This window comes from Azospirillaceae bacterium, assembly GCA_028283825.1.
GTDB lineage: Bacteria > Pseudomonadota > Alphaproteobacteria > Azospirillales > Azospirillaceae > Nitrospirillum.
In genome coordinates this window covers 492,067-513,851 of the sequence record JAPWJW010000001.1, presented here as the reverse complement: position 1 = coordinate 513,851, position 21,785 = coordinate 492,067, and the positions used below count along the sequence as shown (strand labels likewise).

Genomic DNA, 21,785 nt, shown 5'->3' with positions numbered 1-21,785 from the left:
ATCACACGTGATCGCATCTTGCTCTAATCGGAACCGCAACCCGCTATAGCTTGAGTCTGTCCGCGAGCAGATTCACGCTTCAAAGGTGATTCCACCTTTTCGCGATCTGCTCTAGATATGAGTCAGACGAACAGTAAACGCAATATCCGAAACGCGCTAGGCGGACGTTCAGGCGGCGGCGTCGAAGCACAGGCTGAACAGCGCGCCGCCGCCGTGGCGGTCGCGGGCGGCCAGGTGGCCGCCGTGCTGGCGCATGATCTCCATGGCGATGGCCAGGCCCAGGCCGGATCCGGTGATGCCGGCGCCGGCGGCACCGCGCACGAACGGCTCCGCCAGGGTCAGTGGGTCCTCGCCCTGCAATCCCGGGCCGCGGTCGGCGACGGACAGGATGGGGCCGGGGCCCACCCGCACCTCCACCGTGCCGCCGGCGGGGCCATAGGCGACGGCGTTTTCCACCAGGTTGCGCAGGGCCTCGGCCACGGCGCCGGTGTTGCACACCAGGTGGAAGTCCTCCACCACCTCCAGCTCCAGGGACTTGCCCAGCGACCGGATCAGGGGCGCCAGCCCCACCAGCTCCTCGGCCGCCAATTCGCCCGCCATCACCTGGTCGTGGCGGGGCAGGGGCGTGCCGGACAGGCGGGACAGGGACAGAAGCTGGGCCACCAGGCGCGACAGGCGGCGCACGTCGGCGCGCACCGCGGCCATATCGGCCTCCCCGCTTTCCAGGCGGGCCTGGACCACGGCCAGGGGCGTGCGCAGCTGGTGGGCGGCGTCGGCGATGAAGCGGCGGTGGTGGCGGAAGCTGCCCTCCAGGCTGGTCAGCGCGGTGTTGAAGGCGTCCACCAGGGGCAGCACCTCGGCCGGCAGGTTCTTGCCGTCCAGCCGTTGGTCCAGCCGGTCCAGGCCGATGGCGGCGGCCTCGGCCGACACCTCCTGCACCGGCGTCAGGCTGCTGCGGATGGTCCAGACGCCGATGGCGGCGGCGATCAGCGCCACGGGAATGCCGAACAGCAGGATGTCGCGGACGAATTCGTCCAGCAGGCCGTTGATGATCTTCTGGTCGGCGGTGGGGGACTGGCCCACCGCCAGGGTCAGGGTGGCGTCGCCCAGCTTGAAGGGCGTGCCCAGGCCGTACCGTTCCGGTTCCCCCTGCGGGCGGAAGAAATATTCGTCCTCCGCCTGGTTCAGGGCGTCGCGCAGGGTGTTGGCGGCCCGGGGCAGGGACTGGGTCAGCAGCCGGCCGTGCTGGTCCCACACGGCGTAGATGACGCCGTCCTCCTCCAGGGCATAACGGTTGGCCAGGTCCGGGGGCAGGCGCTCCAGGCTCAGGCCATTGCGCTTGAAGGCGACCATCAGCTCATTGGCCTGGCCACGCAGGACCTTGCGCTGGACGACGGTGCCCGCCTCCTCCAGCCGCACCACCAGGGGCAGGATGCCCAGGGCGACCGAAGCCAGGAACAACAGGCCCAGGCGCCAGGCCAGCCGCCCCTGCAACGACCGGTGGCGCCATATCTTGATCAGCGCAGGGGTCACGAGGCGCTCATCATATAACCCAGGCCGCGCATGGTGATGATGCCGGCCGTGGCCTCGGCGGCGCTCAGCTTGCGGCGCAGGCGGGATACCAGGGCCTCCACCGCGTTGTCGGTCGCCTCATTGCCGAAACCATAGAGGGCGCTGTCGATCTGCGCCTTGGTCACCACCTGGTCCACCTTGCGCAACAGCACCTCCAGCAGCGCCAGTTCGCGGGCGGTCAGGCCCAACGGGGCGCTGGCAATGCTGGCATTGCGGGCAGCGCTGTCAAAGGAAAGGTTGCCGCATTCCAGCACCGTGCCGATGACGCCGCCCGGCCGGCGCAGCAGGGCGCGCAGCCGCGCCGCCAGTTCACCCAGGTCGAAGGGCTTCACCAGGTAATCGTCGGCGCCGGCGTCCAGGCCCTCGATCCGGTCATCCAGGGTGGACCGGGCCGTCAGCATCAGGATGGGAACCTTGCGCCGGTGGCTGCGCAGGCGGCGCACCAGGCTGACGCTGTCGCCGTCCGGCAGGCGTCGGTCCAGGATCAGGGCGTCGTAATCGGCCGTGGAGATGTAATCGTCCGCTTCTTCCAGGCTGCCGCAGGCATCGACGGTGAAGCCGATTCGCGCCAGGTGATCGGCGGTCAGGGTCCGCAGATCCCGTTCATCCTCAACCAACAAAAGCCGCATCGGCCCCTTCCCTGAACGGACGCCCACTGCGGGCGGCAGAGGTTAGTATACGCGCCAACCGGTCCCGCCTGTCGAAAACCGGGCGGATTTTGCGCGGAAGGCGGGGTTGCGGTCCACCCGCCGCGCGTCAGCAAGACGTCAGCTTGACTGTGCCATTGTTGCCACGCGCTGATCAACCGAGGGTATGCCCGTCATGACCGCCATCGCCGCGAACGCTACGGACCACCATTCGTCCACGGGGACGCTGACGGGCGGCGACGCCTTTGGACGGCACAGCCCGGGCGGCCTGCCGTCCCTGCTGCTGGCCCTGGGGACCGGGCGCCTGGGCGGGCGGCTGCTGGGCCCGGTGGTGCGCCGCGCGGTGCCATGGCTGTACGGTTCCGTCATCGACGTGACGATGGATGGCCTGCGGCGGCGCCTGCATGTCCGCGCCCATGCCGATGACCGGCGCCAGTTGGCGTTGCCCCGCTCGGCCGCACAGGTTCGGGCCCGTATCGCCGCCGTCCTGCCGTCCGACGGCGTGTTCGTGGATGTCGGTGCCGGCACCGGGCTGCACACCCTGGCCGCCGCCCGCCATCTGGACGCGCCGGGCCGGGTGGTGGCGGTGGAACCCAACGCCGCCACCCGCCACCGCCTGGCCGTCAACCTGGCGCTGAACCCGCTGGCCGCGACCGTGAGCTTGCTGGACAGCGCGGTGGGGCCGGCGTGCGACGACGTGATCCTGCCCTCCAAGACATTCTCCCGGGCACCGGCGGCCTGGGACGCGCCGCCGCCGGCGCTGACGCGCGCCCGGCCGCTGCTGACGCTGGTGGAAGAGGCGGGGCTTACCCGTGTCGACGTGCTGCGCCTGGGTTTCAAGGCCGGCGCCGACATGGCGCTGATCCCCTTCCTGCAGGCCGCCCCCCCGGCCTTGCGCCCCCGGCTGATCGTGGTGGAGCGGCGGCGCAGCACGCGCTGGGCCTTCGACCTGCCGGCCACTTTGGCGCTGCACGGTTATCACCCGTGCGGCGGTGCCACCGGCACCCTGCTGTTCGCGGTGGAAGGGGTGACCAGCCGCGACGTGCTGTGGGAACCGTCGGACTGGTCACTGGTGGCTTCGTAGTGCCAGCGGCATGAGTTTTGACTCATGCCATTATAGGCCGCGACTGCGGCCGCCGGAGATTTCCGGGGAGCCTGGGCGGACTGGAAATCGAGGATGAGCCAAGCCGGCGGATGCCGGCGCCCGGCGCCTGAGGGAACAAATTAAAAAAACCCGCCGGAGCGATCCGGCGGGGTTTTCTTCAGGACCGGGGCACGCCCACCATGGCGGCGTGCAGGCGTGACAGCTTCGGCTTCTTCTGCCGGGGCCGCAGCGCCAGGTAGATCACCGGCGTGGTGTACAGGGTGATGAACTGCGACAGCAGCAGGCCGCCCACCAGGGCGATGCCCAGCGGCTGGCGCAATTCGCCGCCGGTGCCGCCGCCGATGGCCAGCGGAACGGCGCCCAGCAGGGCCGTCAGCGTGGTCATGGTGATGGGGCGGAAACGCTCACGGCAGGCCTCGGTGATGGCCTCCACCGGCGCCAGGCCGCGGATGCGTTCCGCCGCCAGGGCGAAATCCACCAGCATGATGGCGTTCTTCTTGACGATGCCCATCAGCAGGATGATGCCGATGAAGGAGATCATCGACAGTTCCGTGTCGGTGACCAGCATGGCCAGCAGGGCGCCGATGCCGGCGGATGGCAGGGTGGATAGGATGGTGATGGGCTGGGCCCAGCTTTCATACAGCATGCCCAGCACGATGTAGATCGTGACCAGCGCCGCCACGATCAGCAGCGGCTGGCCCTGGTTCTGCTGCTGGAAGATCTTGGCGATGCCGCCCACTTCCACCCGCATGCTGGCGGGCATGGCCAGTTCCGTCACCGCCTGCTGGGCACGGGCCAGCGCGTCCACCTGGGCGATGCCGTCGGCCAGGTTGAAGCTGAGGGTGGCGGAGGGGTACTGGCCGTCGTGGGTGACCGACAGGGGCGAGTCCTGCACCTTCACCTTGGCGAAGGTCGATAGCGGGATCATGCCGGCGGTGGTCGATTTCACATAGGTGCGGACCAGATCCTCGGGCCCCGCCTGCTGGCTGGGCTTGGCCTCCAGCACCACGTGGTACTGGTTGCGCACGCCGTACAGGGTGCTGACCTGCTTCTGGCTGAAGGCGTTGCCCAGGGCCGCGTCCACGTCCGACGGCGTCAGATCCAGGCGGGACGCCATGTCGCGGTCGATGACGACCTTGGCGTCCAATCCTGCCTTGTCCTGGTCGGAACTGACGTCCTGGAAGTAGTCCGGCACTTCCTTCAGCTTGGCCACCAGCTTGGGTGTCCACTCATACAGGTCCTCCAGGTTGTCTGACAGCAGCGACACCTGGAATTGCGAATCGCTGCTGCGGCCGCCGAAACGCAAATCCTGTTCGGATTGCAGGAAGACCTGCAAGGCCTCCATCCGGGCGAACTTGGGCCGCAGGCGGGCGATGACCTGGTCGGCCGTCACGTCGCGCTGGTCCCGCGGCTTCAGCGAGATGGTCATGCTGCCCGTGTTGGCGGACGTGCTGCCCGGGCCGCCGCCGCCGCTGCCGGTGGTGCCGCCGATGACATCCACCGCCGGATCGGCGGCGATGATCTTCACCACCTCCTGCATGCGGCGCTGCATGGTCTGGAACGAGGTGTCGGCCGAGGCGCGGACGCTGCCGCGCAGCAGGCCGGTGTCCTGCTGCGGGAAGCCGCCCTTGGGCACCACAGTGTACAGCCAGATGGTCAGGAAGATGGTGCCGATCGCCACGAACAGCATGAAGACGCGGTGGCGCAGCACCCAGCCCAGCCCATCCATGTAGACGTTGGTGACGGCGTCCAGCGGGCCGCCCACCCAGCGGTCGGCCCAGTTGGGCGGCCGTTCCTTGTGGTCCATGAACCGGGCGGACATCATGGGCGTCAGGGTGACGGACACGATGCCCGACACCAGGATGGCGCCGGTCAGGGTCATGGCGAATTCGTGGAACAGCCGGCCGGCCAGCCCGCCCATGAAGATGATGGGCACGAACACGGCCACCAGCGACAGGGTCATGGACACGATGGTGAAGCCGATCTCCCGCGCGCCGTCCAAGGCGGCCTGCAGGGGCGGCTTGCCCATCTCGCGGTGGCGGACGGCGTTTTCCAGCATGACGATGGCGTCATCGACCACGAAACCGACGCTGATGGTCAGGGCCATCAGCGACAGGTTGTCCATGCTGTAGTCCAGCAGCCACATGATGGCGAAGGTGCCGGCCAACGACAGGGGCACGGCGGTGGCGGCGGCCAGGGTGGGCGCCAGGCGGCGCAGGAACAGGCCCACCACCAGGATCACCAGGGCGATGGAGATCAGCATGGTGACCTGCACGTCGTCCACGCTGGCGCGGATGGTGGTGGTCTGGTCGTTCACCACGTGGATTTCGATGCCGGGCGGCAGCCACTTCTGGATCTGCGGCAGTTCCGCCTTGATCAGGTCCACCGTCTTGATGACGTTGGCGCCCGGCTGCTTCAGGACGGAGACCAGCACGGCCGGCGAGGTGCCGAACCAGCCGGCCTGGCGGATATTCTCCGAACTGTTCAGCACGGTCGCCACGTCGCCCAGGCGGAAGACGGTGCCGGTGGCGGTGCGCACCACCAGGTCGCGGTAGTCCTGGGCCTTCAGCATGCTGTCGTTGGTGTTGACCGTCATCAGCGTGTCGGCGCCGTCCATGGTGCCCACCGCCTGGCTGACGTTGGCGCTGGTGATGGCGGTGCTGATGTCGGCCAGGCTGATCTTGCGGGCGGCCAGGGCGTCGGTATCGACCTGCACGCGGATGGCGGACTTCTCGCCACCGGCGGCGGACGCCTGCGCCACGCCGTCGATCTGCGACAGGCGCTGGGCCAGGATGCCGTCGGCGGCGTCGAAGATGGCCTGGTTGGTCAGCGTCTTGGACGTCAACGCCAGGGTCATGATGGGCCGGCCGCTGGGGTTGGCCTTGCGGAAGGTGGGCTGGGTGGTCAGGCCGGTGGGCAGGTCCGACGCCGCGGCGTTGATGGCCGCCTGCACGTCGCGGGCGGCGTCCGTCACCGGGCGGTTGATGTCGAACTGCAGGATGATGGTGCTGCTGCCCAGCGAGGTGCTGGACGTCATCTCGTTGACGCCGGCGATCTCCCCCAGATGGCGTTCCAGGGGGGCGGTCACCGTCGCGGCCATGGTCACGGGGTCGGCCCCCGATTCCTTGGCCTGGATGAAGATGATGGGCATGTCGGTGTTGGGCAGCGACGCCACCGGCAGGAAGGCGTACGCCACCGCCCCCACCAGCGCCAGCCCGATGGCCAGCAAGGCCGTGCCGACGGGGCGGCGGATGAAGGGTTCGGAAATGCTCATGCGGCTGAACCCCTCAATCCGCCAGGCCGGTCAGGGCCGGGGGCTGGTCACCATCGTGCGGGGCGTCATGCGACGGCCCGCCCAGGCGCCGGGCCACCCAGGCGCGCAGGCGTTCCATGTACAGGTAGATGACCGGCGTGGTGTACAGGGTCAGCATCTGCGACAGGATCAGGCCGCCGACGATGGTGATGCCCAGCGGCCGGCGCAGTTCCGACCCCGTGCCGTGTTCCAGCGCCAGGGGCAGGGCGCCCAGCAGGGCCGCCATGGTGGTCATCATGATGGGCCGGAACCGCAGCAGGCACGCCTCCACGATGGCGTCGTGGGGGGACTTGCCTTCCACCCGCTCCGCCTCGATGGCGAAGTCGATCATCATGATGGCGTTCTTCTTGACGATGCCCATCAGCAGCACGATGCCGATCAGGGCCACCAGCGACAGGTCGTTGCCGGTCAGCCACAGGGCCAGCAGGGCGCCGATGCCGGCCGACGGCAGGGTCGACAGGATGGTCACCGGATGGATGATGCTCTCGTACAGCACGCCCAGCACGATGTAGATGGTCACCACCGCGGCGGCGATCAGCCACGGCTCGCTGGCGATGGAGGTCTGGAATTCCGCGGCGTCGCCGGCGAAGGAGCCGGTGACCGTGTCGGGAATGCCGATCTCCTGCTCCGCCTGGGTGACGGCCTCCACCGCCTCGCCCAGGGACACCCCTTCCGCCAGGTTGAAGGTCACGGTCAGCGCCGGGAACTGGGCCTGGTGGTTGACGGTCAGGGCGGTGTTGGTGGTGGAGATGTGGACCAGCGAACTCAGCGGCACCTGGGTGTTGGTGGTGACCTGGGTGCTCTGCGCCACCGCGTTCACCGACACCGGGCCGCCGGTGCTGGGCACGTACAGCCGGCCCAACGCCTCGGGCGAGGCCTGCATCTTGTCCGGCACCTCCAGCACCACGCGGTACTGGTTGGCTTGGGCGTAGATGGTGGACACCTGGCGTTGGCCGAAGGCGTCGTACAGCACGTCGTCGATGCTCTGGATGCTGACGCCCAGGCGGGACGCCAGGTCGCGATCAACGGTCAGGGTGACCTCGCGGCCATTGGTCTGCTGGTCGCTGGCCACGTCGCGGAACTGCGGCAAGGCGCGCAGCTTGGCCACCAGCTTGGGCGTCCATTCCGCCAGTTCCACACCGTCGGCGTCCGCCAGCGTGTACTGGTACTGGGTCCGGCTGGCGCGGGCGCCGATCTGGATGTCCTGCACCGACTGGACGTAGACGTCGCCCTGCACGCCTTGCAGCTTGCGGCTCAGCCGCACGGCGATGACATCGGCCGAGGCCGTGCGGTCGTCGCGCGGCTTCAGGCCCACGGACAGATGGGCGGTGTTGGGGGTGGGGTTGACGGTGCTGGCGCCGGCGAAGCTGGTCACCGACACCACGTCGGGGTCGGCGGCGATGATGTCCGACACCTGGTGCTGCAACCGGGACATGGACGCGAACGAGGCGTCCTGGTCGCCGTCCACCGTCACCGCCAGGATGCCGGTGTCCTGGCTGGGCAGGAAGCCCTTGGGCATCCACAGGTACAGCACGATGGTCAGCACCAGGGTGCCGATGGCCACCAGCAGGGTCAGGAACTGGAAGCGCATGACCACGGCCAGGGTGCGTTCGTAGCCCTTCAGCATCCAGTTGAACGCCGTCTCGGTCCATTCCAACGGCGAATAGCGGGCCCAGCGGCGGTGGCGGCGGTGTGCCTCCTCCTCCTCGGCATGGGACTTCAGCAGGCGGCCGCACATCATGGGCGTGACGGTCAGCGACACCACGGCCGAGGCCACCACGGCGATGGTCAGGGTCAGCGAGAATTCGCGGAACAGCCGGCCGATGATGCCGGTCATGAACAGCAGCGGGATGAACACCGCGATCAGGGACACGGTCAGCGAGATGACGGTGAAGCCGATCTGCTTGGCGCCCTTGTAGGCGGCGGGCAGCGGTGCCTCCCCCGCCTCGATGTAGCGGATGACGTTCTCGATCATGACGATGGCGTCATCGACGACGAAGCCGGTGCCGATGGTCAGGGCCATGAGCGACAGGTTGTCCAGGCTGAAGCCGCACAGCGCCATGACGCCGAAGGTGACGATCAGCGACAGGGGCAGGGCCACGGCCGGGATGATGGTGGCCCGCGGGCTGCGCAGGAAGGCCAGGATGACCAGCACCACCAGCACGGTGGTCAGCACCAGCGTCTGCTGCACGTCGGTGACGCTGGCGCGGATGGTGGCGGTGCGGTCGGCGACGATGGTCAGCTTGATGCCGGCGGGCAAGGCCGCCTGCAATTCCTTCAGCTTCAGCTTCAGGCGGTCGGCGGTTTCCACGATGTTGGCGCCGGGCTGGCGCTGCACGTCCAGCAGCACGCCCTGCTTGCCGTTGAACCAGGCGCCGACCTTGGAATTCTCCAGGCCGCGCGTCACCACGCCGATGTCGCGCAGGTGGACCGGTGCGTTGTTCTTGTAGGTGATGATGACGTCGGAATACGCCTCCGCCTTTTCGATCTGGTCGTTGGCGGTGATGGTGTAGGCCTGGGCGGCACCGTCGAAGCTGCCCTTGGCCTGGTTGACGTTGGCCTTGGTCAGGGCGGTGCGCACATCCTCCAGGCTCAGGCTGTAGGCCGCCAGGCGGTCGGGCTGGATCTGGATGCGGATGGCGGGGCGCTGGTTGCCCTGCACCGTGACGCGGCCCACGCCGGTCACCTGGCTCAGCTTCTGCGCCAGCAGGCCATCGGCGGTGTCCGACAGGCTGGCGATGGGCAGGGTTTCCGACGTCAGTGCCAGCGCCAGGATGGGCGGATCGGCCGGGTTGACCTTGGCGTATGTCGGCGGATAGGGCAGCGTCTTGGGCAGGGTGCTGCCGGCGGCGTTGATGGCCGCCTGCACGTCCTGCGCCGCGTCGTCGATATTATGGCCCAGCCCGAACTGCAGCGTGATGTTGGACACGCCGTAGCTGGAGATGGACGTCATGATGTCCAGGCCCGGGATCTGGCCCAGCTGGCGTTCCAGCGAGGCCGTGATCAGGGTGGACGTGGTGTCGGCGCTGGCGCCGGGCAACTGGGTCGTCACCTGGATGACGGGGAAGTCCACTTCCGGCAACGATGACACCGGTAGGGCCTGATAGCCCAGGACGCCCACCAGCACGATGCCGATCGCCAGCAGCGTGGTGGCGATCGGCCGGGCGATGAAGGGGGCGGAAACATTCATCGCGGGGTACCGCCACCCTGGGCGGGCTGCTGGCTGGACTGACCCGACGGCGGCGGGTTGCCCTGCTGCGGCGAAGGCTGGCCGTTGTCGCCGCTGGGCTGGCCGTTCTGGTTATGGCGGCGGTGGTGTTCACCCTCGGGGCCGGCCTGGCCGCCGGCAGCACCCTCAGCCTTGTGAGTGCCGCCCTGACCGCCATTGGCGGCGGCGGGGCCGCCCGCCGACGGTGCGGCGCCGGCGATGGCGATCTTGGTGCCGTCCTGCAGGCGGTCCTGGCCGTTGACGACCACGCGCTCGCCCACCTTCAGGCCGTCGGACAGGGCCGTCCGGTCGGCTTCATTCAGGGCCACGGTCACCAGGCGCGGGGTGACGGTGTTGTCCTCGTTCACCACGTAGACGAAGGTGCCGTCGGGGCCGTGCTGGATGGATGAGGCCGGGACCACGGCCAGCTTGGGCCGCACTTCCAGCAGCAGGCGCATGTTGACGAAGCCGCCCGGCCACAGGCGGCTGTCCTTGTTGGGGAAGGTGGCCTTCAGCTTGATGGTGCCGGTGGTGGTGTCCACCTGGTTGTCGATGGTGGCCAGCGACCCTTCGTCCAGCTGCTTGCCATCGGAATTGACGGCCAGGACCTTCAGCGTCTCACCCTTGGCCAGATGCTCGTTGATCACCTCCAGCTGCTGCTGCGGCAGGGTGAAGGTGCCCGAGATGGGCTGCATCTGGGTGATGATGACCAGGCCGTCGGTGTCGCTGGTGTTGGCGTAGTTGCCCACGTCGATCTGGCGCAGGCCGGTGCGGCCGCTGATGGGGGCCGTGGTGACGGTCCAGTCCAGATTGGTGCGGGCGGTTTCCAGCGCCGCCTGGTCGTATTTCAGCGTCGCCTCATCCTGGGCGACGGTGGCCTTCTGGGTGTCATAGGTCTGCTGCGTGCCGTACTTGTCGGCCGCCAGGGCGCGATAGCGTTCCAGATCCAGCCGGGCGTTGGCCAGCAGGGCCTGGTCCTCGGCCACCTTGGCGACCGCCTGGTCGTAGGCCGCCTGGTACAGGCGCGGCTCGACCACGGCCAGCACGTCGCCGGCCTTGACCATCTGGCCTTCGGTGAAGGCGATCTTGGTCAACTGGCCGCCGATGCGGGTCTTCACCGTGACGGTGTTGTAGGCCACCACCGTGCCCAGTCCATCCAGGTAGACGGGCATGTCGGCCAAGGTGACGGGCGTCACGCCCACCGTGGGGATGGAGGTGAAACCGCGACGACCACCGCCCGGACCGCCTGGACCGCCGGGGCCGCCCGGGGGCGGGCCACCGGGACCGCCGCCCGGTCCACCCATGGGGCCACCCATCTCGCCTTGTGCCTTCTTGTGATGCATGACCCACCACGCGCCACCAGCCAGCAGCACAACAACCAGGGCAGACACCCACACTCTGCGTCGCATCGAAATCCCAACCTTCCCGATGATCTTAAGGACCGGGGTTTATACGCCGTCCGGCTTGAGATCCTGTTGTCCCGTTTCTTATACGCCAGGCCCGGTTCGAAGGCCCCGCAACCGCCCGCCCGCGTCCATCCTTTGGCCAACGCGGGCGCCTTCTCTTACCCTGAAATGCCGCAGGCGTCAGCACCGCTTGGGGCCTGGGCGGATGGGACCGCTTTGTTCCCACCGGTGGCCTTCATCGACCCTGCGGGGGTGCGGGAGGCATACGGCGGGAACATGACGGTTTCATGTCAGTCGGGATGCCGGGCACGCCCGAATCCGCCGCCTTACGTGCGCCCGGCCGGACGATTTTGCATTGCGGCAAATCGCGCTCGGGTTTGGGGTTGACGGCGGTCCCCCGCCGGGTTTATTGGCGGGCCGTCGGTTACCGCTGGCCGTTCGGAACCCCGGTTCCATAGCGACGGGCGGTACACCGTCAATTCCACGAGAACAGCCACCCTGAGAATGAACCCTCGACCTAGTGAGAGCGGCACGGACCCGTTTGGCCGGATTTTTCCGGCGTGGACGATCCTTCCAGACCGCCAGCCGGGACCAAGGTTTGGGTGGGAGTGCCAGGCGGCCTGATCACAGGGCGCTCCGGCGCCCCCGCCCCCGCCTTCGTCCCCGCCGGGCACCGGCCGCGTGACGGAGGCAGCAATGGCCCTCAACAAGACCCGTTTTTCCGCCGGGACCGATCCCGTGTCCGCCGTCATGGCGGCGGCGGCCCGCGCCGCGCAAGCGCAGCGTGCCGCGCTTTCCGGCCATGGCCTCACCCTGGTATGGCGGCCGGATGCCGCCGGCCGGCCCGTGATGGGCTGGATGCTGATGCGCCGTCCGGTGGCCGCCAACGACCTGGCCGCCAACGACTGCCCGTCGGAGGGCCGAACGCGGCGGGCACTCTGACCGCTTTCTGATACCGCTGACCCTGTTCCCCCGGGACGAGTCGGTTGCTGCCCACGATGTGATCGGGGGGGACGGCCAATGACCATGCATGTCCTGCACGGGCGTGACGGGCTGGGTTCGTCCAGCCCGTTGGCCCGCCTGGCGCCGTCCCGCTGGGACGTGGTGGCCCTGCCGCTGGTCCTGGGCCTGCTGGCCCTGCTGGTGTTCGGCGGGCATGAGGTGGCGCAGCCGCTGTCGCAGCTGGAACGCACGCCCATCACGCTGGATCCCTGGACCCTGCCTTATTACGCCCTGCGCACGACGCTGCGCATGATGGCGGCCCTGGGCGCGTCCCTGCTGTTCACCCTGGTCTACGCCCCCCTGGCCGTCAAAAGCCAGCGGGCAGGCCAAATCCTGATCCCGGCGCTGGACATTCTCCAGTCCGTGCCGGTGCTGACGTACCTGTCCTTCACCGTCACGTTCTTCCTGGGCCTGTTCCCCGGCCAGGTGGTGGGGGCGGAGCTGGCGTCCATCTTCGCCATCTTCACCAGCCAGGCCTGGAACATGACCTTCAGTTTCTACCAGTCGCTGCGGACGGTGCCGTCCGACCTGGAAGAAGTCTGCCAGGGGTATCACCTGTCCACCTGGCAGCGCTTCTGGCGGCTGGAGGTGCCCTTCGCCGTGCCCGGCCTGGTCTGGAACATGATGATGAGCATGTCCGGCGGTTGGTTCTTCGTGGTCGCGGCCGAGGCGGTGACGGTGGGCACCACCACCATCACCCTGCCGGGCGTGGGCGCCTACCTGGCGCTGGCCATCGAACAGCGCAACCTGGCGGCCATCGGCTGGGTCATCCTGACCATGCTGGGCGTCATCCTGCTGTACGACCAGCTGCTGTTCCGGCCGCTGGTGGCCTGGGCGGAGCGTTTCCGCGCCGACACGGTGCAGGCGGAACAGCGCCCGACCTCCTGGGTGCTGACCATGGTGGAACGCTCCACCCTGTTCCGCACGCTGGGCCGGCCGGCCGGCGGGGCCGCCCGCGCCACCCTGCGCTGGCGCCTGCCGTCCCTGCCCCGGCTGCCGACCCCGCGGCTCAGCCCTCGCGCCATCAAGGTGGGCGACTATCTGTGGCTGGGCCTGCTGGCCGCCATGGCCCTGTATGTCGCGGTCGACGGCATCCGGTTCATGGCCACCGGCGTCAGCTGGGGCGATGTCGGGCATGTCGTCCTGCTGGGCCTGGCCACCATGGTCCGGGTCATCATTCTGATCGCGCTGGCCGCTGTGATCTGGGTTCCGATCGGTGTCATGGTGGGCCTGCGGCCGCGCCTGGCCGCCATCGTCCAGCCGGTGGCCCAGTTCCTGGCGGCCTTCCCGTCCAACCTGTTCTTCCCCGTGGCGGTGGCCGCCATCGTGCACTGGACCCTGAACCCGGACATCTGGCTGTCGCCGCTGATGATCCTGGGCACGCAGTGGTACATCCTGTTCAACGTGGTGGCGGGGGCGCAGTCCTTCCCCGTCGATCTGCGCGACGTCATCACCAACCTGCGCCTGCGGGGGTGGAAGAAGTGGCGGGACGCATTGTTGCCCGGCATCTTCCCCCACCTGGTGACGGGGGCCATCACTGCCAGCGGCGGCGCCTGGAATGCCAGCATCGTGGCCGAGGCGGTGTCCTGGGGTGACACCCACGTCCAGGCCCGTGGCCTGGGCGCCTACATCGCCCAAATGACGACGGAGGCCGACTTTCCCCGCCTGGTGCTGGGCAACGTCGTGATGGTCTGTTTCGTCGTGCTGTTCAACCGCCTGGTCTGGCGTCCCCTCTACGGGTACGCCGAACGCCGCCTGCGCGTATCCTGAGGATCGGAGGCTTCCATCATGAACCTGACACCGAAGTCCCTCCGCGCCCTGCTGGGCGCCACCCCCCAGGCCCCGGCCGACCTGGCCACCGCCGGCATGAGTCCCCAGGGGCACGCCCCCGGCCCCCGGCCAGCCTCCAGCGGCGTGCCCATCCTGACCGTGCGCGACGTCAACAAGCGCTATGATTCCGACCCCGACAGCCCGCTGGTCCTGGACCACGTCAACCTGTCGGTGGAACGGCGCGAGATCGTGGCCTTGCTGGGCCGCTCCGGCTCCGGCAAGTCCACCCTGCTGCGCATCATCGCCGGCCTGCTGTCGGCGACATCCGGCCAGGTGACGGTGGCGGGCAAGCCCGTGTCCGGGCCGGCCAGCGACGTGGCCATGGTGTTCCAGTCCTTCGCCCTGTTCCCCTGGCTGACCGTGCTGGAAAACGTGCAGGTGGGGCTGGAGGCGCGCGGCGTGCCGGCGGCGGAAATGCGCCGCCGTGCCCTGGCCGCCATCGACCTGATTGGCCTGGACGGGTTTGAGAACGCCTACCCCCGCGAACTGTCGGGCGGCATGCGCCAGCGCGTGGGTTTCGCCCGTGCCCTGGTGCTGGATCCCGGCATCCTGCTGCTGGACGAACCGTTCTCCGCCCTGGATGTGCTGACGGCCGAAACCGTGCGCACCGACTTCCTGGATCTGTGGGGCGACGGGCGGCTGGCCATCGGCGCCGTGCTGCTGGTCACCCACAACATCGAGGAAGCGGTACAGATGTGCGACCGCATCCTGGTGATGTCGTCCAACCCCGGCCGGGTGGCGGCGGAGATCGAGGTGACGCTGCCACATCCGCGTAACCGCATGGATCCAGCCTTCCGCCAGCTGGTGGACAACATCTACGGCCTGATGACGCGCAAGCGGAAGACGGTGCCGGGTGTGGCCGAAACCCTGGCGGCGGGTCTCAGCCTGCAACTGCCCCACGTGTCCACCAACGTGCTGGCCGGCCTGATGGAACTGGTGGATGGCGAACCGCACAACGGCGTGGCTGACCTGCCGGTCATTTCGTCCGCCTTGCAGATGTCCACCGACGACCTGCTGAAGGTGGCGGAAACCTTGCAGATGCTGGGTTTTGCCGAAGTGTCGGAAGGCGACATCCGCCTATCGCCGGCCGCCCGGCAGTTCGCCCAGGCTGAACTGGATGAACGCAAGCGCCTGTTCGCCGACCATCTGCTTCAGCGCATTCCCCTGGCCGGCCACATCCGCCGTGTCCTACAGGAACGCCCCAACCACCGCGCCCCCCGGCCCCGTTTCGAGACCGAGCTGGAGGACCACATGTCCGAGGTCGCGGCGGATGAGACGCTGAAGGCCATGATCAGCTGGGCGCGGTACGCCGAGGTGTTCGCCTACGACGGCGATACGTCGCAGTTCCATCTGGATGCTGAGGAAGAGGCTTGAAGCCTCTTCCTCAGCTTGTTTGTTTGTTTTCCTCAGGCGCCGGCGGGGCATCCGCCCCTTGGCTATCCTCGTTTTGCAGTCCGCTCTGCTCCCCGCAAAACTCCGGCGGCCGCAGTCGCGGCCTATAGCGGCCTGAAGAATTTTCAGGCCGCTGACTTATTTGATGAATGGGCTTGGCAGAACGGGTTGCCGGTGGTGGACTGCGCCACCTTGGTTCCCTTATCCGAAAGACGCCCTGTCATGGCCTTACGTTCCCGTCTGATCGCCCTGTCCTTGGCCGTGGCCGGCATCGGTGGTGGGGGCGGCGCGGGGGCGGTGGGCTTGCCGTCCACGCCGGCGCAACCGGTGACCGACACCTATTTTGGGCAGGCGGTGGCCGACCCCTACCGCTGGCTGGAGGATTGGTCCAGCCCTGAGGTGAAGCGCTGGTCGGCGGATGAGAACGCTTACAGCCGGGTTTACCTGGACGGGGTGCGGCAGCGCGCCGCCATCCAGGCGCGGCTCCAGACCCTGATCACCGCCACGCCCAGCCGCTATTCCGGCGTGCGCGCGGCCGGTGGCCATCTGTTCGCGCGTTTCACGGACCCGCGCCTGCAACAGCCGCAGATCGTCATGATCGACGATATCGCCACCACCGCACCGGTGTCGGGCCTGCCGGTCAAGGTGGTGATCGACCCCAACAAGCTGGATCCGCGCGGCCTGACGGCGGTGGATTGGTTCGTGCCCTCGCCCGACGGGCGCTACCTGGCGGCCAGCCTGTCGGTGGGCGGCAGTGAGGACGGCAGCGTCCACGTCTTCGATGCCGCCACGGGGGCGGAATTGGGCGACGTCATTCCCAATGTCCAGTATCCCACCGGTGGCGGCGACCTGGCCTGGGCGGCCGACGGCAAGGGCTTCTGGTACACCCGCTATCCCGGTGCCGAACGGGCGGATGCCGACCGCCACTTCTTCATGCAGGTCTATTGGCACCCGCTGGGCGGCGATCCGAAGAACGACACCTACGTCCTGGGCCGCGACTTCCCCCGCATCGCCGAGGTGCAGCTGGATAACCGCGAGGGTACCGCCCCCCTGGTCATCTCCGTTGCCAACGGCGATGGCGGGGAGTTCGAGCATTTCCTGCTGCCCGTTGCCGCCGGCCCCACCGGAACGCCTAAGCGCTTGACCAAGCTGGCCGACAAGGTGGTGGCGGTCAGTGCCGGGCCGGATGGTGCCGTCTATCTGATCTCCCGCCTGGGTGCGCCGGGCGGCCGCGTGCTGCGCCTGGCGCCCGGCGACACGGATCTGGCCCACGCCAAGGTGCTGGTGCCGGAAGGCAAGGCGGCGCTGGTGTCCGACGGGGGCTCGCGCGCCCTGGCGGTGACGGCGGAACGCCTCTACCTGCGGCGCATCGAAGGGGGCCCTGTCACCGTCGCCATGGTGGCGCCCACCACCGGCCAGCCCTTGGGGCCCCTGCAGATGCTGCCGGTCGCCACCAATGAGGAACTGGTGCCGCTGGAGGGCGGCCGGGTGCTGTACGACATCGGCACCTATCTGAAGGCGCCCACCTACGCCGTGTTCGACGAACACCGCCAGACGATGGATGAGACGCGGCTGTCCGCCACCGGTGGCTTGGACTTCAGCGATGCCGAGGTGGTGCGCGACGCGGCCGTATCCGCCGACGGGACCCAGGTGCCGGTCACCATCGTCATTCCCAAGGGGGCGAAGCGCGACGGCAAGGCGCCGGTGCTGCTGACCGGCTACGGCGGTTTCGGTGTCAACCTCAGCCCGCACCAGCTGGGGCCGGAACAGCGGCTGTGGCTGGACGCCGGCGGCATCTACGCCATCGCCAACCTGCGCGGTGGGGCGGAATTCGGCGAGGCCTGGCACGATGCCGGACGCCTGACGCAGAAACAGCACGTGTTCGATGACTTCGCCGCCGTGGCCCGTCTACTGGTGCAGCGCCACTACACCGATGCCGACCATTTGGCCCTGATCGGCGGCAGCAACGGCGGCCTGCTGATGGGTGCCACCCTGACCCAGCATCCGGATCTGGCCCGCGCCGTGGTCGGCAATGTCGGCATCTATGACATGGTGCGCACGGAACTGGACCCCAACGGTGCCTTCAACATCACCGAATACGGCACGGTGAAGGATGCGGCGCAGTTCCAGGCGCTCTACGCCTATTCCCCCTATCATCACGTGGTGGATGGTGCGCGTTATCCCGCCATCCTGCTGGCGACGGGGGAGAATGACGGGCGGGTGAACCCCATGCATTCACGCAAGATGGTGGCGCGGTTGCAGGCGGCCGACCCCGCCGGCCTGCCCATCCTGCTGCGCACCACCGCCAATGCCGGCCATGGCCACGGCAGTTCACTGGCGGAACGCGTGGCCCTGTCGACCGACATCTACAGCTTCCTGTTCGACCAACTGAACATGACGCTGCCGACACCTCATTAATCCTGTCGCGCGGCGGGGCGCTGGCCCATAGTGGGTGCTTGCGATTCTGCGTTTAATCACCCCCAAGGCCCGCCTGCCCCATGACCGCGCCACCCCTTGATCCCGCACAGCAGGCGCCCGCCGCCTGGCTGGATCCGGATTGTCGGTTGATCCAGGACGGCGTGCTTCACGACCGGGACGCCCTGCTGGCGCTGGCAGCCGATTTGGCTGGCCGCTTGCGTGGCGTCGCCCGGGTGGCGGCGATGGCGGCCAAACCCCTGCGGGTGGCGGTGGCCGTGCTGGCCGCCCGCACGCTGGGGGTGGAACTGTCGCTGCTGCGCGGGACGGCTGTGCCGCCGGGGGTTGACGCCCTGGTCGATGCCGATGGCGGCGTGACCCGATTTTCGGACGGTGCTGCGGATAGCTTTCGCCTGGTGCTGGAAACCTCCGGCACCACCGGCGTGCCCAAGCGTCTGCGCCACGATCCCGACCGACTGGCGGCCCGCGTCCAGCCGGGGCGGGGGCGGGGCACTGTCTGGCTGGCCACTTTCGATTCCGGCGGCTATGCCGGTTTGCAGGTGCTGCTGACGGTGCTGCGGGGCGGCGGCACGCTGGTGGCTGGTGCCGCCCATGATGTGCCCCGCCTGGCGGCGCTGGCGCGGCACCACGGCGTCACCCATATCAGCGCCACGCCCAGTTTCTGGCGCGCCTTCCTGCTGACCGGGCAAGTGCCGCCGCTGAAATCCCTGACCCTCGGCGGCGAGGCGGCGGACCAGCCCCTGCTGGACCGCCTGGCCCTGGCCTTCCCCACCGCCGCCATCCGTCACATCTATGCCAGTACCGAAGCCGGCGCCCTGTTCGCCGTCACCGACGGCCGCGCCGGTTTCCCCGCCGCCTGGCTGGAAACGGGGGTGGAGGGCACGGCCCTGCGCATCCGCGACGGTGTGCTTCAGGTGCGGGGACCGCGCCAGGCGCTGGATCTGGCCAATGAGGACGGCTGGTACGTCACCGGCGACCGGGTGGACCCGGTGGGCGACCGGGTGCTGTTCCGGGGCCGTGAGGACGGCGTTGTCAATGTCGGCGGCGTCAAGGTGCGGCCCGACGTGGTGGAGGCGGTGATCCTGGGCGTGCCCGGCATCGCCGATGCCGCCGTGCTGGTGCAGGCCAGCCCCATCGTGGGCCAGTTGCTGACCGCCCGCCTGGTGGCGGCGCCGGGCCAGGACGTGGGCCGCTTGCGCGGGGCCGTGGTGGCGGCGCTGGCCGACTTGCCGCCGGCCGCCCGGCCACGCCGGCTGGAATTCGTTGCGGAACTGGAATTATCCCCGTCGGGCAAGAAGAAACGGATAGGGGCATGAGCGATCATATCATCGTCACCGGCGGCAGCCGGGGTCTGGGCCTGGCGCTGGCGCGGGCGTTGCTGGAGGACGGCTGGCGGGTGTCCACCTGCGCCCGCAGCCCCACGGCGGAGGTGGCGGATCTGGCGGAAAAGTATGCCGACCGTTTCCTGTTCCAGCCGGCGCAGGTGGGCGATGCCGCCCAGGTGACGGCTTTCGTCGATGCGGCGGTGGCCTGGGCTGGCGGCCTCTACGGCCTGGTCAACAACGCCGGCATCGCGCGTGAGGGCATCCTGGCCACCCTGCCGCAGGTGGAGATCGACACGCTGATCCAGACCAACCTGAACGGTGCCATCCAGGCGGCGCGCGCGGCCTTGCGCCACCTGCTGCGCCGGCCGGCCACCGCCCAGCCGGCGGGCGGGCGCATCATCAACATCTCCTCCATCATCGGGCAGCGCGGTTATTCCGGCCTGGCCGCCTATGCCGCCACCAAGGCTGGGCTGGATGGCCTGACCCGCGCCCTGGCGCGCGAGGTGGGGCGGCGTGGCATCACCGTCAATTCGGTGGCGCCCGGATATCTGGAGACGGAAATGTCATCCACCCTTGCGCCCGGCCAGCGCGACCAGATCGTGCGGCGCACGCCGCTGGGCCGCCTGGGTAGGGCGGACGACGTGGTGCCGGTGGTGCGCTTCCTGCTGGGGCCGGGGGCCGCCTATATGACCGGGCAGACCTTGGTGGTCGACGGCGGCATCACCTGCTGATGGGAGAAGCTTGATGGCGTTGGCCCGGTTGAACGGCGTGGCGGTGCGGGGCATCGTTTCGGCATTGCCGGCCGGGGTGGAGGAAACGGCGGACGTGGCGGCGCGCTTCGGCGACGATGCCGCCCGCCGCTTGGCCGCCGCCACCGGCATCCACGCTCGCCATTTGGCGGCACCGGACCAATGCACGTCCGACCTGGCGGTGCCGGCGGCGCAGGCCCTGCTGTCCGGTCTGGGCTGGGATGCCGCCGACATCGACCTGCTGGTGTTTGTCAGCCAGACCCACGACCAGGTGCTGCCGGCCACCGCCTGCCTGGTGCAGCGGCGGTTGGGCCTGCCCAAGACGGTGGCCGCCTTCGACCTGTCCCTGGGCTGTTCCGGATACGTCTACGGCCTGTGGGCGGCGGGCTCGGCGCTGGCGTCGCTGTTGCCGCACCCCGATGGCCGTCCGCGCCGCGCCCTGCTGCTGGCCGGTGATACCACCAGCCGCATCCTGGACCCGGACGATCGGGCGGTGGCGCCCCTATTCGGTGACGCGGCGGCGGCCACGGCACTGGAGATGGACCCCGCCGCCCCGCCGCTGACCGTGGATCTGGGCACGGACGGGGCGGGTGCCCCCTACCTGACCGTGCCCGGCGGCGCCATGCGCGCGCCCGGCACGCCGCCTCGCCTGTTCATGGACGGCACCCAGGTCTTCGCCTTCACTTTGCGTGAGGTGCCGGCCGCCATCGCCACCACCCTGGATGCCGCCGGCTGGGATGCCGCCGACGTTGACCGTTTCGTCCTGCATCAGGCGAATGAGATGATGATCCGCCGCCTGGGCCAGAAGATCGGCGCGGACGAGCGGCGGCTGGTGCTGGCGCTGGCCCGGCACGGCAACACCAGTTCGGCGTCGGTACCCCTGGCGCTGACCCACGCGGTGGCGGAGGACCTGAAGGCCGGGCCCCTGCGGCTGCTGCTGTCGGGATTCGGTGTGGGTTGGTCCTGGGCCACGGCCGCGGCCACCCTGGGGCCGCTGGCCGTGTGCGAGACGATTATTTTACCGTCTCCTCAAGCGCCGGGCGCGGCCATCCGGCCGCTGGGCTGATCCTCAGTTTTCAGTCCGCCTTCGGCTCCCCGAAAACTTCCGGCGCCCGCGGTCGCGGGCTACAGCGGCATGAGTGCCGCTGCGCGTCATTCCTCGGCGGGGGCCGGTGCCTTGCGGCGGCGGCGCACCACCTCCACCGGTGGCTTGGGCTGCTGCGCCGGCGCGGGATCGCCGTTGGTTTCCTTGATGTCGAACAGCTTCCGGCACAGCTTCAGGGCACGGTAGTTGTTGCCCTCCTGCACCAGGGTCTGGACCTCATCGAACAGCCCGTTCTTCTCGGGGTGCTGGGCGCGGGCCTCTTCCAGGATGGCGCCGAAATGCACCAGGTTGGTGGCCGCGTCCTCGGGGAAGATGTAGATCAGCTGGATGATGAAATAGAGCCGCTTCTCGATGGTGTCGCAGTTCTCTTCCTTCAGGATTTCCCGGCCGCGCAGGAAATTGACTTTGTTGTAGAAGAACAGCGACACGGGATGATCGCCGACGCCGATGACGGCGCCGTTCACGATCAACTTTTCACCGGGGCGTAGGACCAGCTTCAGCGGCACCGTGCATTCCTTCCTTGAACGCTTGGGGGGACACCCACTCTTTGACGGCCGGGCCGTCGGCGCCGGGCGCATTCGGATCCGGCGGATCTCAGGAATTACGGCACGGGACCCCGTCCGGTCACCAAAAAACCGCCACCGTCCGAAGAATGTCCCGCGGAAAATAGGACCTCTATGGCGGTGATGCACCCG

The 21,785-nt window shown here is 68.8% G+C and carries 14 protein-coding genes; 8 read left to right on the top strand and 6 right to left on the bottom strand.

The genetic code is table 11. From position 1 onward, the window contains the following. Positions 1-168: 168 nt before the first annotated feature. Together PW843_01910 and PW843_01905 are read right to left on the bottom strand one after the other, a co-directional pair. Complete coding sequence (locus tag PW843_01910) at positions 169-1,533, bottom strand: HAMP domain-containing sensor histidine kinase (GenBank protein ID MDE1145358.1); 1,365 nt, start codon at positions 1,531-1,533, stop codon at positions 169-171. Next, entirely contained in the window at positions 1,530-2,201 is a 672-nt protein-coding gene (locus PW843_01905) for a response regulator transcription factor (GenBank protein MDE1145357.1), read from the bottom strand. Before PW843_01905 ends, PW843_01910 begins: the two co-directional genes overlap by 4 nt. A 193-nt stretch (positions 2,202-2,394) precedes the next feature. Here PW843_01905 and PW843_01900 point away from each other — a divergent pair, with 193 nt between their 5' ends. After that, complete coding sequence (locus PW843_01900; GenBank protein ID MDE1145356.1) at positions 2,395-3,303, top strand: FkbM family methyltransferase; 909 nt, start codon at positions 2,395-2,397, stop codon at positions 3,301-3,303. A gap of 178 nt (positions 3,304-3,481) precedes the next feature. Here PW843_01900 and PW843_01895 read toward each other — a convergent pair whose 3' ends face one another. From PW843_01895 to PW843_01885, 3 genes are read right to left on the bottom strand one after another with little or no spacing between them, the layout of a single operon-like run. Next, on the bottom strand, positions 3,482-6,598 hold the full coding sequence (locus PW843_01895) for an efflux RND transporter permease subunit (protein ID MDE1145355.1): 3,117 nt from the start codon (positions 6,596-6,598) through the stop codon (positions 3,482-3,484). Between the two features lie 13 nt (positions 6,599-6,611). Beyond that, the gene (locus PW843_01890) at positions 6,612-9,827 is read right to left on the bottom strand and encodes an efflux RND transporter permease subunit (protein ID MDE1145354.1); all 3,216 of its coding nucleotides are present in this window, start codon (positions 9,825-9,827) and stop codon (positions 6,612-6,614) included. After that, on the bottom strand, positions 9,824-11,236 hold the full coding sequence (locus PW843_01885; protein ID MDE1145353.1) for an efflux RND transporter periplasmic adaptor subunit: 1,413 nt from the start codon (positions 11,234-11,236) through the stop codon (positions 9,824-9,826). The genes PW843_01890 and PW843_01885 overlap by 4 nt, the downstream gene beginning before the upstream one ends. Before the next feature lie 711 nt (positions 11,237-11,947). Here PW843_01885 and PW843_01880 point away from each other — a divergent pair. From PW843_01880 to PW843_01850, 7 genes are all read left to right on the top strand, one after another. Beyond that, positions 11,948-12,193: a hypothetical protein gene (locus PW843_01880; GenBank protein ID MDE1145352.1), complete on the top strand. Its 246-nt coding sequence runs from the start codon at positions 11,948-11,950 to the stop codon at positions 12,191-12,193. A gap of 84 nt (positions 12,194-12,277) precedes the next feature. Further along, positions 12,278-14,023 carry an ABC transporter permease subunit gene (locus tag PW843_01875; GenBank protein ID MDE1145351.1) on the top strand — a complete coding sequence of 582 codons (1,746 nt, stop codon included), beginning with the start codon at positions 12,278-12,280 and terminating at the stop codon, positions 14,021-14,023. 18 nt (positions 14,024-14,041) lie between these two features. Next, a complete protein-coding gene (locus PW843_01870) occupies positions 14,042-15,457 on the top strand; it encodes a nitrate/sulfonate/bicarbonate ABC transporter ATP-binding protein (protein ID MDE1145350.1) in 1,416 nt (471 codons plus the stop codon). Positions 15,458-15,697: 240 nt separating this feature from the next. Further along, complete coding sequence (locus PW843_01865; protein MDE1145349.1) at positions 15,698-17,893, top strand: prolyl oligopeptidase family serine peptidase; 2,196 nt, start codon at positions 15,698-15,700, stop codon at positions 17,891-17,893. 80 nt (positions 17,894-17,973) lie between these two features. Further along, on the top strand, positions 17,974-19,227 hold the full coding sequence (locus tag PW843_01860; protein MDE1145348.1) for an AMP-binding protein: 1,254 nt from the start codon (positions 17,974-17,976) through the stop codon (positions 19,225-19,227). Then, positions 19,224-19,967, top strand: a complete 744-nt coding sequence (locus PW843_01855) for an SDR family oxidoreductase (GenBank protein MDE1145347.1) — start codon at positions 19,224-19,226, stop codon at positions 19,965-19,967. Before PW843_01860 ends, PW843_01855 begins: the two co-directional genes overlap by 4 nt. A gap of 13 nt (positions 19,968-19,980) precedes the next feature. Further along, on the top strand, positions 19,981-21,051 hold the full coding sequence (locus PW843_01850) for a ketoacyl-ACP synthase III (GenBank protein ID MDE1145346.1): 1,071 nt from the start codon (positions 19,981-19,983) through the stop codon (positions 21,049-21,051). Between the two features lie 86 nt (positions 21,052-21,137). On the opposite strand, the gene PW843_01845 is transcribed toward PW843_01850, so the two are convergent. Next, positions 21,138-21,596: a flagellar biosynthesis repressor FlbT gene (locus PW843_01845; GenBank protein MDE1145345.1), complete on the bottom strand. Its 459-nt coding sequence runs from the start codon at positions 21,594-21,596 to the stop codon at positions 21,138-21,140. Between the last annotated feature and the right edge of the window lie 189 nt (positions 21,597-21,785).

Coding starts and splice junctions, on each gene's coding strand:
- PW843_01905 (MDE1145357.1), bottom strand. CDS start 2,201: ATGCGGCTTTTGTTGGTTGAGGATGAACGGGATCTGCGGACCCTGACC.
- PW843_01900 (MDE1145356.1), top strand. CDS start 2,395: ATGACCGCCATCGCCGCGAACGCTACGGACCACCATTCGTCCACGGGG.
- PW843_01895 (MDE1145355.1), bottom strand. CDS start 6,598: ATGAGCATTTCCGAACCCTTCATCCGCCGCCCCGTCGGCACGGCCTTG.
- PW843_01890 (MDE1145354.1), bottom strand. CDS start 9,827: ATGAATGTTTCCGCCCCCTTCATCGCCCGGCCGATCGCCACCACGCTG.
- PW843_01880 (MDE1145352.1), top strand. CDS start 11,948: ATGGCCCTCAACAAGACCCGTTTTTCCGCCGGGACCGATCCCGTGTCC.
- PW843_01875 (MDE1145351.1), top strand. CDS start 12,278: ATGCATGTCCTGCACGGGCGTGACGGGCTGGGTTCGTCCAGCCCGTTG.
- PW843_01870 (MDE1145350.1), top strand. CDS start 14,042: ATGAACCTGACACCGAAGTCCCTCCGCGCCCTGCTGGGCGCCACCCCC.
- PW843_01865 (MDE1145349.1), top strand. CDS start 15,698: ATGGCCTTACGTTCCCGTCTGATCGCCCTGTCCTTGGCCGTGGCCGGC.
- PW843_01860 (MDE1145348.1), top strand. CDS start 17,974: ATGACCGCGCCACCCCTTGATCCCGCACAGCAGGCGCCCGCCGCCTGG.
- PW843_01855 (MDE1145347.1), top strand. CDS start 19,224: ATGAGCGATCATATCATCGTCACCGGCGGCAGCCGGGGTCTGGGCCTG.
- PW843_01850 (MDE1145346.1), top strand. CDS start 19,981: ATGGCGTTGGCCCGGTTGAACGGCGTGGCGGTGCGGGGCATCGTTTCG.